This window comes from Streptomyces kronopolitis (assembly GCF_050953795.1).
In the GTDB taxonomy this organism is placed as follows: domain Bacteria; phylum Actinomycetota; class Actinomycetes; order Streptomycetales; family Streptomycetaceae; genus Streptomyces; species Streptomyces kronopolitis_A.
In genome coordinates this window covers 263042-277468 of the sequence record NZ_CP191850.1, presented here as the reverse complement: position 1 = coordinate 277468, position 14427 = coordinate 263042, and the positions used below count along the sequence as shown (strand labels likewise).

General features: G+C 75.7%; 2 protein-coding genes (both only partly in view). Both read left to right on the top strand.

All coding sequences use genetic code 11. The features are described from left to right. Nucleotides 1-4300: the 3' portion of an amino acid adenylation domain-containing protein gene (locus ACQP17_RS01130; RefSeq protein ID WP_433854473.1), read on the top strand. The gene continues 383 nt to the left of window position 1, outside the view; 4300 of the gene's 4683 nt are visible here — the last part of the coding sequence; its start codon lies beyond the left edge, outside the window; the stop codon is at nucleotides 4298-4300. Beyond that, a protein-coding gene (locus tag ACQP17_RS01125; RefSeq protein WP_433854472.1) for an L-histidine N(alpha)-methyltransferase crosses the window boundary here: on the top strand, nucleotides 4300-14427 show its 5' portion. It continues 9378 nt past the right edge of the window; the window shows 10128 of its 19506 coding nt (coding positions 1-10128); the start codon lies at nucleotides 4300-4302; the stop codon falls past the right edge of the window. The genes ACQP17_RS01130 and ACQP17_RS01125 overlap by 1 nt, the downstream gene beginning before the upstream one ends.

Here is a 14427-nt window from a genome sequence, read left to right as displayed (position 1 = left end):
CCCGGAGGTGACCCGGCTGGACCTCGGCCACGTGACCGACGGGGAGTTCGCCGCCCGCGTGCGCAACCTGGTCCGCCGCCCGTTCGACCTGGAGCAGGACCCGCTGTACCGGATGTGGCTCGTCGCCGCCCCCGGCGGCGCCACCCTGCTGCTCCTGGTCTTCCACCACCTGATCACCGACGGCGTCTCCAGCCATCTGCTGCTGCGCGACATCGTCGCCTGCCACGACGCGCTCGCCCGGGGCCGTGAGCTGCCGCCGGTCGAACCCGCCGCGCCCTACGCCGAGTTCGTGGAGTGGCAGCGGACCATGCTCGCCGCCCCGGAGACGGAGGAACACCGGCGCTGGTGGCTCGATCGGCTGACCGGTGCCTCCACGGCGCCGGTCCTGGACGCGCTCGCCGACCGCCGGCGCACCGGATCCGGCGCGCACACCCGCGGCGAGATGGTGCAGTTGCGGCTCCCGCACGCCACCTGGGCGGCGGTCCAGGAGACCGCCCGTGCAGGCGGGCTGACGCCCTTCAGCGTCGTGCTCGGTGCCTTCCTCGCCCTGCTGCACCGCCACTCGGGACACCGCGACCTCAGCGTGATGGTGCCGACCGACGGCCGTCCCGCGCAGCGCTTCGACCGCACCGTCGGCTACCTGATCAACCCGGTGGTCCTGCGCGTGGACTGCGACCCCGACCACAGTTTCGGCGCGCTCACGGCCGCCGTCGGAGCCCGGATGGCGGAGGCCGAGGAGCACAGCGCGTACCCCTTCGCCTCCGTCGTCGACGACCTGCGCCGCACGACCGGCACCGCGGCCGGCTTCGACATCGGCTTCTACCTGCAGCAGGGAGTCGGCGGCGACCAGGACATGGCGGCCGGGCAGACCGTCTTCCGCGACGCGCTCGACCTGACCCAGGAGGGCGAGAGTGACCTCGTCGCCGAGGTGGTCGTGCGCGACACCGGCGTGCTCCTCTACCTCAAGTACGACCCGGAGCGCTTCGACCGGTCCACCGTCGAGCGGCTGGCCGAGCACTACCGGCTGCTGCTGGACACGGTGACGGCCGATCCCTCCGTACGCCTCGGGGACCTCGCTCCCGCCACCCCCGCCGAACGCCGCACGGTCGAGCGGTCCCACCACACCAGCGCCGAACGGCCGCGCGACGTCACCGCCGCCGCCCTGGTGCTCGCCCGCGCCCGGCGCGACCCCGGGCGCACCGCCGTCGTCGACGCGACGGGCTCGCTGACCTACGGCGAACTCGCCGGGCAGGTGCACGCCCTCACCCGGATCCTCACCGAGCACGGGGTACGCCCCGGCGACGTGGTGGGCGTCCTCGTCGCTCGCCGGGCCGCGCTGATCGTGGCCCTCCTCGCCGTGCAGAGCGCGGGAGCCGCCTACGTCCCCCTCGACCCGGACTTCCCGGCGGCCCGGCTCGCCCACATCACCGCCGACGCGGCACCCACCGCCGTGATCGTCGATCCGCAGCTGGCCGACCGGCTGCCCGCGGACGCACCGGGCGTGCGCGTCCCCCTGACCGGCCTGGAGTCCGAGGCGCAGACCGTCGCCCCGGTCGCCCGCCGCGACGACGACCTCGCGTACGTCCTCTACACCTCCGGATCCACGGGCGAGCCCAAGGGCGTCGAGGTCTGCCACGGCAACCTCGTCAACCTGCTGGCCGCGACCGCCGAGCGGCCCGGCTGCGCCGAGGACGACACCCTGCTGGCGGTGACCACCGCCGGGTTCGACATCTCGGGTCTGGAGCTGCTGCTCCCGCTGACCCGGGGCGCCACCGTGCACCTCGCGCCCGAGGACGTGGTGCGGGACGGGTTCGCGCTGGCCGACCTCATCGGCGAAGCCGGCGCGACGGTCGTCCAGGCCACCCCGGCCACCTGGGAGATGCTGCTGCACGCCGGCTGGACCGGACGCGTGCGCAGGCTGCTGTGCGGCGGCGAGGCCCTCTCCGCCGAACTCGCGGACCGGCTGCTGGACCGGTGCGACGAGCTGTGGAACATGTACGGGCCGACCGAGACGACCATCTGGTCCTCCGCCCAGCGCATCCGGCGGGGCGGACCGGTCACCGTGGGCACCCCGCTCGCCAACACCACCTTCCGCACCGCCGGTCCCGACGGCGCCCCGGTGCCCTTCGGCGCGGTCGGTGAACTGCTCATCGGCGGCGACGGCGTCGCCCGCGGCTACCGGGGCAAGCCGGAGCTGACCGCCGAGCGCTTCGTGCGCGATCCGGCGACCGGCGAACGGCTCTACCGCACCGGCGACCTCGCCCGCTGGTCGGCGGACGGGGACATGGTGCTGCTCGGGCGCGCCGACCGTCAGGTCAAGCTGCGCGGCCACCGCATCGAACTCGGCGAGATCGAGGCCGCCGTCCGGCGCGCCGGAGCGGCGGGCACCGGCGACGGCATCGGCGACGTCCGGGTGGCCGTACGTGAGGACCTGCCCGGGCAGCCGCGTCTGGTGGCCTTCGTCCAGGCCGGCCCGGAGGCCGCAGCGGCCGCGGTCGGGCGGATCCGGGCCTGGCTGCCCGCGTACATGGTCCCCTCCCGCACGGTCGCGCTGGCGCGCTTCCCCCTGACCCCCAACGCCAAGGTGGACACCGGCCCGCTGACGCGCCTGCCCCTGGAGGAACTCGTACGCCGCTTCGGACACCAGGACCGCTCCGCCGCACCGCAAGAGGAAGTCGCCCTCCGGCCCGGGCCGGCCGGCCCCGCGGACCTCGCGGAACGGCTGCGCCGGAGCGCGGCGGCCGTCGCCGGACTGCCTGCCGAGGAGATCCCCCTCGACCGGCCGCTGGGCGAGGTGGGCTTCGACTCGATCGGCTTCACCCGCCTCGCGGTGGCGCTGCGCGAGCGGTTCGGCGTCACGGTGCGCCCGACCGTCTTCTACGCCCACCCGGACCTCACCTCGCTGGCCGCCCACCTGAGCGCGGACCACCCCGAGGCGTTCACCGAGACGGACCGCGGGCCCACCACTCGGACCGGGTCCGAGCCGATGGTCGCGGCGCCCGCCGCGCCGCACGGCTTCGCGCCGGTGGCCGTCGTGGGCATCGGCGGACGGCTGCCCTCCGCCTCGGGCCTGGAGGAGTTCTGGCAGCACCTCGCCGCCGGACGCGACCTCACCCGGCCGTACCCCATGGAACGGGGCTTCTCCGCACGGGTGTTCCCGCAGGGCCTGCGCGGCTCCTTCGTCGAGGACGTGGACGCCTTCGACGCGGCGCTCTTTCGCATCTCCCCCCGGGAAGCGGCGCAGATGGACCCCCAGCAGCGCCTGCTGCTGCACGCCGCGCACGAGGCCGTGCTCGACTCGGGCCAGGTTCCGAGCGCGCTCGCCGGCAGCCGCACGGGGGTGTTCGTCGGACTCAGCGGCACGGACTACCTGAGCCTGCTCGGACCGGGCTCGCCGGAGATGGGCGACCACTTCCTGATCGGCAACGTCCCCTCGATCGCCGCCAACCGCATCTCCTACGTGTTCGATCTGCACGGCCCCAGCGCCGTCTTCGACACGGCCTGCTCCAGCTCGCTCGTCGCCGTGCACCGCGCGGCCCGCGCGCTCCAGCAGGGGGACTGCGACACGGCCCTGGCCGGCGGGGCCAACCTCCTGCTGTCCCCGCACGGGTTCACCGGCCTGCGGCGGGCCGGGATGCTCAGCCCCGACGGCCGCTGCAAGACCTTCGACGAGCGTGCCGACGGCTATGGCAGGGGCGAGGGCGTGGTGCTCCTCGCCCTCAAACTGCTCGACCGGGCCCTGGCGGACGGAGACCCGGTGCACGGCGTGCTGATCGGCTCGGCGGAGAACCACGGTGGGCACACCCACTCGCTCACCGTCCCCAACCCGCAGGCGCAGCGCGACGTCGTGCTCGCCGCACACCGGTCGGCCGGGGTCGCGCCCGACACGATCGACTACATCGAGGCGCACGGCACGGGGACCCCGCTCGGCGACCCGATCGAGATCGACGCCCTCAAGGAGGCGTTCGGCCGCCTGTACGCCGACTGGGGGATCCCGGTGGTTCCGGGACGCACCGGCCTCGGGTCGGTCAAGACGAACATCGGGCACCTGGAGGCCGCGGCGGGCGTCGCCGGCGTCGTGAAGGTCCTGCTGGCGATGCGTCACCGCACGCTCCCCGGCCTGGTGGACCTGCGGACGCCGAATCCGATGCTCGACCTCGACGGCAGTCCGTTCCGGATCCAGGCCGCAGCACAGACATGGGAAACACGCGAGGGGACACCGGCCCGGGTCGGTGTCAGCTCGTTCGGTATGGGAGGCAGCAACGTGCACGTGGTAGTCGAAGAGGCGGGACAGCGTTGATGAGCGACACCACCGAGGGCAGGACCGCCCGACTGGTCCTGCTGTCCGCCGACGGCCCCGAACAGCTCGACCGCTACCGGGCCGAGCTGTGCGCCTGGCTGGACGCGCACCCGTCGGCCTCCCTGGCCGCCGTCGCGCACACCCTGCGCGTCGGCCGGGAACCCCTGCGCGAGCGCGTCGCCCTGGTCGTCGGGAGCGTCGCCGAACTGGCCGCGCGCCTGCGCGACGGCGAACGCCTCGTGACCGGCACCGCGACGGCCGGCGCCGCCGCGGCCTCCGGCGGCGCCGCCGGGCCCGTGGTCACCGACGATCCGGCCGAGGCCGCCCGCCTGTGGGTCACCGGGCAGGACGTCGTCCTGCCCGAGCCGTCCGGCGACCGCCCGGCCCGGCTCTCCCTGCCCCTGCCGCCCCTGCGGACCCGCCGCTACTGGATCGAGCCGCCCGCCGGCCTGGCCGACGGCCCCGGCGAACGGCTGCTGACCGGGGAGGAGTTCTACCTGCGCGACCACGCCCTGGGCCGGGTCCGGATCCTGCCCGCCGTGGCGGCCCTGGAGTTCGCGGTGGCCGCGGCCGAACAGGCGGGCCACGGCCGCGCCACCGGCATCGTCAACGTGCTGTGGGCCCGCCCCGTGCTCGTCGAGGACGAGCCGGCCCGGGTGCGCCTGCACCTCGCGCCCACCGCCGACGGGGTCTCCTACGAGGTCCGGCTCACCGACGGCAGCGCCGAGGGCGCGCTCTGCTCCACCGGCACCCTGTGCTTCGGCGCCGGTCCCGAGGCACCGCGCCTCGACCTGGACGCGATCCGCGCCCGGCTGCCCCGTACGGCCACCGCCGAGGAGTGCTACGAGGTCTTCGGCGCGCTCGGCGGCGGCTACGGGCCCAGCCTCCAGGGGCTGCGCTCGGTGCGGTCCGCGCCGGGCGAGGTCCTCGCGTGCGTGGCCGTGCCCGCGTCGGCGGACCTCCCCTTCTCCGACTTCGCCCTCCACCCCTCCCTCCTGGACGCGATGCTCCAGGCCTGCCTGTGGACCGACGAGGACCCCTCGGCCCCGCGCGCCCGGGAACTGCCCTTCGCCCTGGACGCGGTCGAGATCTTCGGGCCGCTGCCCGAACAGGGCCATGTGCACGCCGTGCGGACCCCGGCCGGCCACGACATCGTCCTCGCCGATGACGAGGGCCAGGTCCGCCTGCGGCTGCGCGCCGTCGTCACCCGCCCCGTCGACGGCGCCGCCCGCCTGGACGGCACCATCGGCGCCCACCTGCTCGTACAGCGCTGGCAGGACGCCCCCGCGCCGGCCGGCGGCCGGACCGTGCGCACCCTCCTGCTCGGCGAGGAGAGCTACCCCGGAGCCGAACGCGCCACCGGGGACTCCGTCTTCCCCCGCGATGAGGAACTCCTCCTCGTCCACACCGCGGACGGCGACCCGCTGCCCGCCCTCACCGGGCTGTACCGGTCCTGGGCGGCCCAGCCGACCCGCCACCCGGTGCGCGTCCTGCACGTGTTCCGCACGTCCGGCGGGATCGGGGACGCGCGGGCCGAGGCCCTGGACGGGTTCGCCCGGGCCCTCGCCAACGAGGACCCGCAGTTCCTGGTCTCCGTGGTCGACGCGGGCACGGCCGGCCTCGCCGCCACCGTCGAGTCCGAGGCCCGCGCCGCCCACGCCTTCCGCGTCCGGTACACGGCCGCCGGCCGGCAGGTGCCGCGCTGGGAGCCCGTCAGCCCCGCCCCGGCACCGCTCACCCCGCGCGGCACCGTGCTGGTCACCGGCGGCGCGGGCGCCCTCGGCCGCCGGCTCGTCGCGCATCTGGGAGGCGACGCCCGCTACGTCCTGACGGGCCGTTCGGTGCAGGCCGACCTCACGGAGCTGCGCTCCGCCGGCCTGGACGTCCACTACATACCCGCCGACCTGGGCGCCCCCGGCGCCGCCGGGGACCTCGTCGAGCGGATCCACGGCTCCTTCGGGCCGCTCCACGGCGTCCTGCACCTCGCCGGTACCACCCGGGACGCTCTGCTGATCGGCAAGACCGATCAGCAGAGCGCGGCCGTGCTCGGCCCCAAGGTCCGCGGCACCATCGAGCTGGACCGGGCCACCGCCGGCGACCCGCTGGACTTCTTCATCGCCTTCTCCTCGATGTCGGGGGCCGCGGGAAGCCCCGGCCAGACCGACTACGCGTACGCGAACCGCTTCCTGGACGCGTTCACGGCCTGGCGCCGGGGCCGCGGCCGGCCGGGCCGCAGCCTCTCCGTGCTGTGGTCGCTGTGGGCCGACGGGGGCATCCGCGTCGACGCCGACGAGGCCGCGGCCGCCCGGATGGCCCGCCAGGTCGGGCTGGTGGCCATGCCCACCGACGCCGGACTGGAGGCCTTCGACCGGGCCCTGGGCCACGAGGGCGACCACGTCCTGGTGGCGCACGGCAACCTGGCGCGCCTGCGCGAGGTGCTGGACGCGCCGGCGCCCTCGGCCCCGTCGGCCCCCTCCGTCCCCGCCCCGCGCGCCGTTCCGTCCGCCCCCTCCGCCCCCTCCGCCCCCTCCGCCCCGTCGAACCCTTCCGCGGAGCCGGCGGCGCCGGCCCCGGACGCGGCCGAGGAGTTCCTGCGCGGCGTGCTCGCCGAGGTCTTCGCGTACCCGGCCGAGGAGATGGAGGCCGACGCGCCGTTCGAGCGCTTCGGCATCGACTCGCTGCTGATCATGGACTTGACCCGCCGCCTGGAGGACCACTTCGGATCCCTGCCGAAGACCCTGTTCTTCGAGTACCAGGACCTGCGCTCCCTCGCCGGCTGGTTCACCGAGCACCACGGCTCCCGCCTCGCGGAACTGGCGCCCGTGGCCGAGCCGTTGACGGAGCCCGAGACGGAAACCCGGGCGGCAGGGCCCGCGGAGCCGGTGGCCGCCGCCCCGGCCGTGCTCGCGGCCGCCGCCGCGGCTCCCGCCCCGGCCCCCTCGGGCCCCGTGCCGATCGCCATCGTCGGGGTCGCCGCCCGCTTCGCCGCATCGGACACCCTCGACCAGTTCTGGGACCACCTCCAGGCGGGCCGGGACCTGATCACCGAGATCCCGGCGGACCGTTGGGACTGGCGGGACTACGACCAGGCCACCCCCGCCGACCGGGCGGCCCGCTACAGCCGCTGGGGCAGCTTCCTGCGCGGCGTCGACATGTTCGACCCGCTCTTCTTCGGCGTCTCGCCCCGCGAGGCGGAGATCGTCGACCCCCAGGAACGGCTCTTCCTCCAGACCGCCTGGCACACCATGGAGAACGCCGGACGCACCCGCGCGGACCTGAGCTCCCACCGCGTCGGCGTGTACGTCGGCGCGATGTACGGGCTCTACCAGCTGCACGAGGCCGAGGACGGCCGGATCGGCGCCTCCTCGCACGCCTCCATCGCCAACCGCGTCTCCTACACCCTCGGCCTCACAGGCCCCAGCCTGGGCGTGGACACCATGTGCTCCTCCTCGCTGACGGCCCTCCACCTGGCCGTGCGCGACCTGCGCGCCGGGGACACCGACATGGCCGTCGCGGGCGGGGTCAACCTGCACGTCCACCCGTACAAGTACCGCTTCCTCGGCCAGGGCAGCTTCACCTCCAGCGACGGCCGCTGCCGCAGCTTCGGCGCGGACGGCGACGGCTACGTCCCCGGCGAGGGCGTCGGCGCGGTGCTGCTGCGGCCGCTCGCGGACGCGGTCCGGGACGGCGACCACATCCACGGCGTCATCCTCGGGACCAGCGTCAACCACGGCGGCCGCACCAACGGCTTCACCGTGCCCAACCCCGTCGCCCAGGGCAACCTCGTCGCACAGGCGCTCGGCGAGGCGGGCGTGGACCCGGCCACCCTCGGCTACCTGGAGGCGCACGGCACCGGCACCGCCCTCGGCGACCCCGTCGAGATCCGCGGACTCGCCCGCGCGCTGGCCGAGGCCGGGCTGCCCCCGGGCAGCCTTCCGATCGGCTCGGTCAAGTCCAACGTCGGCCACCTCGAATCGGCCTCCGGCATGGCCGGGTTGTGCAAGGTGCTGCTCCAGATGCGGCACGGCCGGCTCGTGCCCTCGCTGCACGCGGACCCGCTCAACCCGAACATCGACTTCGACTCGACCCCGCTGCACGTGCAGCGCGACCTCGCCCCGTGGCCCCGGCCCGACGGCGCCCCCCGGCGCGCGGGCCTCAGCTCCTTCGGCGCGGGCGGGGCCAACGCCCATGTCGTCGTGGAGGAGTACGCCGCCCCGCCGGCCGCCGGACAGGAGCCCGGCCCGTACCTGTTCCCGCTCTCCACCCGGGTGCCCGAACGGCTCCCCGTGCTCGCCGCCGAACTGGCGGACGCCCTGGAGCGCGGCCTCGCCGACGGATCGTCACCCCGGCTCGTGGACGTGGCGTTCACCCTCCAGCACGGGCGCGAGGAATGGGCGGACCGCATGGTCGTCCTGGCCTCCAGCGTCCCCGAGCTGGTGGCCCGGCTGCGCGGGGAGGACCCGGCGGGAGTCTGGACCGGCCATGCCCGCGGCCGCGCCGCCTCCCGCGCCGCCGCCCCCACCGGCAGCGACCCGGCGTCGATCGGCGCGGCCTGGGCCGCCGGAGCCCCGGTCACCTGGCCGGCGGGCAACGGCAGCCGCGTGCCGCTGCCGGGCTACCCCTTCGAGGAACTCCGCTGCTGGCTCACCGATGCCATCTGGTCGCCGCCCGTACCGGCCGCGCCGGCCGCGGGGCGGACCGCGGCGGGGCCGGTGCACCCGCTGCTCGACGCGATCGACCCGGCCGAGAGCCTGGACGGCCTGACCTACCGGACCGCCTTCGACCCCGAACACCCGTACATCGGCGGCCACCGGCTCGGCGAGACCCGCCTGCTGCCCGCCGCCGCCGTCCTGGAGATGGCACGAGCCGCCGCCGAGGCGGCCGGGGCGGGGGAGCGGCTGCGGCTGACGCACGTCCGCTGGCTGCGGCCCTTCGTCGTGGCCGGCGCCGCGCGCACGGCACGGACACGACTGCGCCGCGGCGACACCGGCACGCGCTTCGACCTGCGCGACGAGACCGGCGAACTCCTCGCCGAGGGCCGGGTGGAGCCCCTGTCGGAGCCCGCAGGGGAGAGCCTGGACATCGCCGCCGTACGCGCCCGCCTCGGCAGCCACCACGAGGGTGGCGCCCTCTACGCCGACCTCGCGGCGGCGGGGCTGTTCTACGGCCCCGCCCTGCGGGCCGTCGAATCGATCGCCGCGGGCGACGGCGAGGCGCTCGTACGCCTGCGGATCCCGGCCGAGGCCGCCCGCTTCGCCGGCTCCGCCCTCCACCCCTCGGTGGTCGACGGCGCCCTGCACGCCTTCGCCGTCCTCCGGGACCGGGACAACGGCCCCGCGATGGTGCCGTACGCCCTCACCGCCGCAGAGATCCACGCCCCGGTGGCGGACCTCGGGTACGCCCACGTCCGCACCGTGGGCACCGACCGCTACGACCTCACCCTGACCGACTCCGAGGGGAACGTCCACGTGCGACTGCGCGACCTGTCGCTGCGGCCCGCGCCCGGTGTCGCCCCGGCGGCCCGGCCGGCCGGAGCCCCCGCCGCGGCGGCCGTCTCCGCCGGGGCGGCCGCCGCCGCGGACGAGTTGATGTTCGCACCGCGCTGGACCGAACTGCCCGGCCGGTCTCCGCAGCCGCTCCCCGGCGGGGCCACCACCTGGCTCGTGCACGGACCTGACGCGGCGCCGCTGGCGGCCACCCTGCGCGCCCGCCTCGGCGGCGCCGTCGTCGAACTCGACCACGACCGCGTCACCACCGCCACCGGCCGACCCGACCACGTGATCCTGCTCGCGCCCCGTGCCGCGGGCGGGACCGACGACACCGCCGCGCTCGAAGCGGCCCAGGAACACGGTGTGCTCGCCCTGTTCCGGCTCGCCAAGGTCCTCCAGCGGACCCGCTCGGCCGTGCGCCTCACCGTGGTCACCGAGGACGCCCTCACCACGGCGGGCGAACCCGTGGCCAACCCGTACGCGGCCGGCCTGCACGGCCTGGCCCTGTCGCTGGCCCAGGAACACCCCCGCTGGCAGGTCGCCGTCGTGGACCGTTCCTCCGCCGACACACCCTCCGCAGACGTGCTCGACGCCCCTGCCGGCGGCCCCTACGCACTGCGCGGCGGCGCTCTCCTCCACCGCCGGCTCGTCCCGGTCGACGTCACGCCCCCGCAGGAGCGGATCCGCCGGGACGGCACCTACCTGATCCTCGGCGGGGCCGGGGGCATCGGCCTGGAACTCACCGAATGGCTGGTGCGCGGCTACCGGGCGAAGGTCGTCCTCCTCGGCCGCAGCGAACTCGACGCCGAGCGCCGCGCACGGCTGCGTGCCATCGACCCGGACGGCACCCTCGTCTCCTACCGCAGGGCCGACGCGACCGACCCCGCCGCGCTGCGGGAGGCCGTCGAGTGGACCAGGAGCGCCCACGGCGCCCTGCACGGCATCTTCCACGCCACGATCGTCCTGCGCGACCAGACCGTCGCCACGATGACCGAGGAGACCTTCCGCTCCGTCCTCGACGCCAAGGCGCACACCTCGGTCGCCCTGCACGCCGCCCTGCGCGGTGTGGACGGCCTGGACTTCGTCCTGTTCTTCTCCTCGGCGGTGGCCCTGTCCGGCAGCGCCGGCCAGAGCAACTACGCGGCCGGATCCACTTTCGAGGACTCCTTCGCCCACCACCTCGACCGGATGCTCGCCGCCCGGGTGGCCGTCATCAACTGGGGCTACTGGGGGACCGTCGGCATCGTCGCCGACGAGCGCTACCGCGAGCGGCTCGCCGCCACCGGAATCCACTCGATCACCCCGGAGGAGGGGATGGCCGCCGTGCACGCCGTGCTCGGACGCGAGGACCGCCAGGTCGTCGTGGTCAAGGCCGACGCGGCCGCACTCGCCGCGGTCGGCGCCCAGCCGCGCGCGGCCGCCGGGCAACCGGCCGGCCCGGACACCACGCCGTCCGACACGGGAACGCCGTCCGACACGGGGACGCCCACCGACGACGTGGCCCTGGTGCCGTCGCTGGCCCAGCTCCCCCCGGTCGCCCGGCTGCTCACCGAGGCCGACGACGCCCGCCTGACCGAGGTCATGTGCGACTGGCTGTGGACGCTCTTCCGCCGCGAAGGGGTCTTCCTCGGCGACGCCGAGAGCTGGCAGCCCGCCGCCCTCGCCGAACGGCTGGCCGTCGTCCCCGGGCAGCGCAGGCTCTTCGCCGAGCTCCTGCGCCAGCTGACCGAGGGCGGCTTCCTCGACGACCGGGGCGGCGCACTCGTCCCCGCCGGACGCGAGGCCGCCGAGGACCCCGAGGCAGACCTGGTCGAGCTGTGCGCGCGCAAGCCCGCGCTCAACCGGTTCGACCGGCTGCTGCGGCCCTGCCTGCAGAACCTCTTCGGCGTGCTGCGCGGCACCGTCCGCGCCACCGACGTGATGTTCCCGGGCGGCTCCAGCGCCCTGGTCGAGGGCGCCTACCGGGGCAGTCCGGTCGTCGACCGCGCCAACGAACTCGTCGTCGGCGCCGTCCAGGACCTGCTGTCCCGCCACGAGGGCCCGCTCACCGTCATCGAGATCGGCGCGGGCACCGGCGGCACCACCGCGAGCGTCCTGCCCGCCCTCGCCGCCTCGGGCACGGACGTGACGTACGTCTACACGGACATCTCCCGCGCCTTCCTGCGGCACGGGGAGCAGCGGTTCGCCGAGGAGCACCCGTACGTCCGCTTCCAGCGGCTCGACATCTCCGCGGACCCCGAGACCCAGGGCTTCACCCCGGGCAGCGCCGACCTGGTCGTGGCGGCCAACGTGCTGCACGCGACCGCCGACCTGCTCGCCACCCTGCGCGCCGTGACCCGGCTGCTCAAGCCCGGTGGACGGCTGGTCCTCAACGAGGCCAGCAGCAACGTCCTCACCGCCACCCTCACCTTCGGCCTGCTCGACGGCTGGTGGCTGCACGAGGACGCCGAACTGCGCCTGCCCGGCTCCCCGTTGCTCTCCGCGCCCGGATGGCGCAGGGCCCTCGCCCTCGCCGGCTTCCCGCGCAGCCGGGCCGTGCCGGCCGACGAGGGGCTGAGCCAGCACGTGGTGGTTGCGGAGACGGCACCGGGCCGTACGCCTCCCGCCCCCGCGGTGCCCGCCGCGCCGGCACCCGCCGCGGAACCCCCGCTCCCCTCGGCCGGGCCGTCCGGCACGGAGGGCGACGCGCTGCTGGAGGCCGCGCGGGAGTACGTGAAGGACGCCTTCGTGCAGATCCTCCAGGTACCGCGCGATCGGCTCTGGCTGGACGAGACGTACGAGAACTTCGGCGTCGACTCGCTGACGGTCCCCCTCATCGTGGACGTCCTCGCCGAGGGCATGGGCGAGCTGCCGGTGACCCTGCTGTTCGAGTACCCGACCGTCCGCGAGGTCGCCGACTACCTCGTCGAGCGGCACGCCGAGCGGGTGCGTGCGCTCCTTCCCGCGCCCGCCGCCGAGCCCGCCCCGGCGCCGGCCGCCGTCCCGGCCCTCCACGAGCCCGCCGCCGGCGTGCGTCCGGCGGCCCGTCCCGCGCAGTCCGTGCGGGCCACCGACCACCGCGTCGCGATCGTCGGCGTCGCCGGCCGCTACCCCCGGGCCGAGGACCTCGACGCCTTCTGGGAGAACCTGCGCTCCGGCCGGGACTGTGTGAGCCAGGTGCCCGCCGACCGCTGGGACCACCGGGCCCCCGCCGACGCGGGCGGCCGGCCGGTGAGCCGCTGGGGCGGATTCCTGGACGGGATCGACGAGTTCGACCCGCGCTTCTTCCAGATGTCCCTGCGGGAAGCCGAGCTGACCGACCCCCAGGAACGGCTGTTCCTCCAGACCTCCTGGCACGCCATGGAGGACGCCGGCTACACCCGGGCCCGCCTCCGGGACAGCCGCGTCGGCGTGTACGTGGGCGTGATGTACGGGCACTACCAGCTGTTCGAGGACGAGCAGGGCCTCGCCGGCGGCATGGGCTACGCGTCCATCGCCAACCGCGTCTCGTACTTCTTCGACTTCCACGGGCCGAGCCTGGCCGTCGACACCATGTGCTCCTCCTCCCTCACCGCCATCCACCTCGCCTGCGAGGCCCTGGCGGCCGGTCAGGCGGACTACGCGCTCGCCGGCGGCGTCAACCTCGCCCCGCACCCGCGCAAGTACCGCCAGCTGGCGGCCGGCGGGTTCACCGGCGAGAGCGGGCGGTGCCGCAGCTTCGCGGCGGACGGCGACGGCATGGTGCCCGGCGAGGGCGTCGGCGCCGTCCTGCTCAAGCCACTGGCGGCGGCCGAGCGCGACGGGGACCGCATCCTCGGCGTGATCCTCGCCAGCTCCGTCAACCACGGTGGGAAGACGGGCGGGTTCGCCGTGCCCAGCCCCGGCGCCCAGGGCGAGGTCATCGCCCAGGCCCTGCGGACGGCCGGAGTGCCGGCCGACGGGATCTCGTACGTCGAGGCGCACGGCACCGGGACCCAGCTGGGCGATCCGGCCGAAGTCGCCGGACTCGTGCGGGCCTTCGGCGACCTGCCGGCCGGCTCGGTCGCGCTCGGCTCGGTCAAGTCCTCCGTCGGCCACCTGGAGTCGGCGGCGGGCATCGCGGCTCTCACGAAGGTCCTGCTCCAGATGAAGGCCCGCGAACTGGCGCCCTCCCTGCACGCGGACGCCCTCAACCCGGCCGTCGACTGGAACGGCGTGCCCTTCCGGGTGCAGCGCGAACTCGCCCCCTGGAAGGGCTCCGGGCCCCTGCGCGCGGGCGTCAGCGCCTTCGGCGCGGGCGGCTCCAACGCCCACCTCGTGGTCGAGGAGCACCGGACACCGGACCCGCGGCGCGACGCCGCGGCGGGACCGGACGTCTTCCCGTTCTCCGCGCGGGACGCGGAGGGCCTGCGCCGCGTCGTCGCGGGCATCCGGACCTGGCTGGGTGCGACGGGCACCGGCGCCGATCCCCGGGACATCGCGGCCGCGGCCGGCGTCCCCGACACGGCGGTGGACGAACCCCTCGACGAACTGGGCCTGGACCCGGCCGTGATGGTGCGCCTGATCGGCCTCGGCGACGCGGTCGGGGCGGGCTCCGTGCACGGCGGCACGACCCTGCGCGAACTCGCCGGCCGCGCCGCGGGCGGTGCCGGCGTCGACCTCGTCCGGCTCGCCCGCACC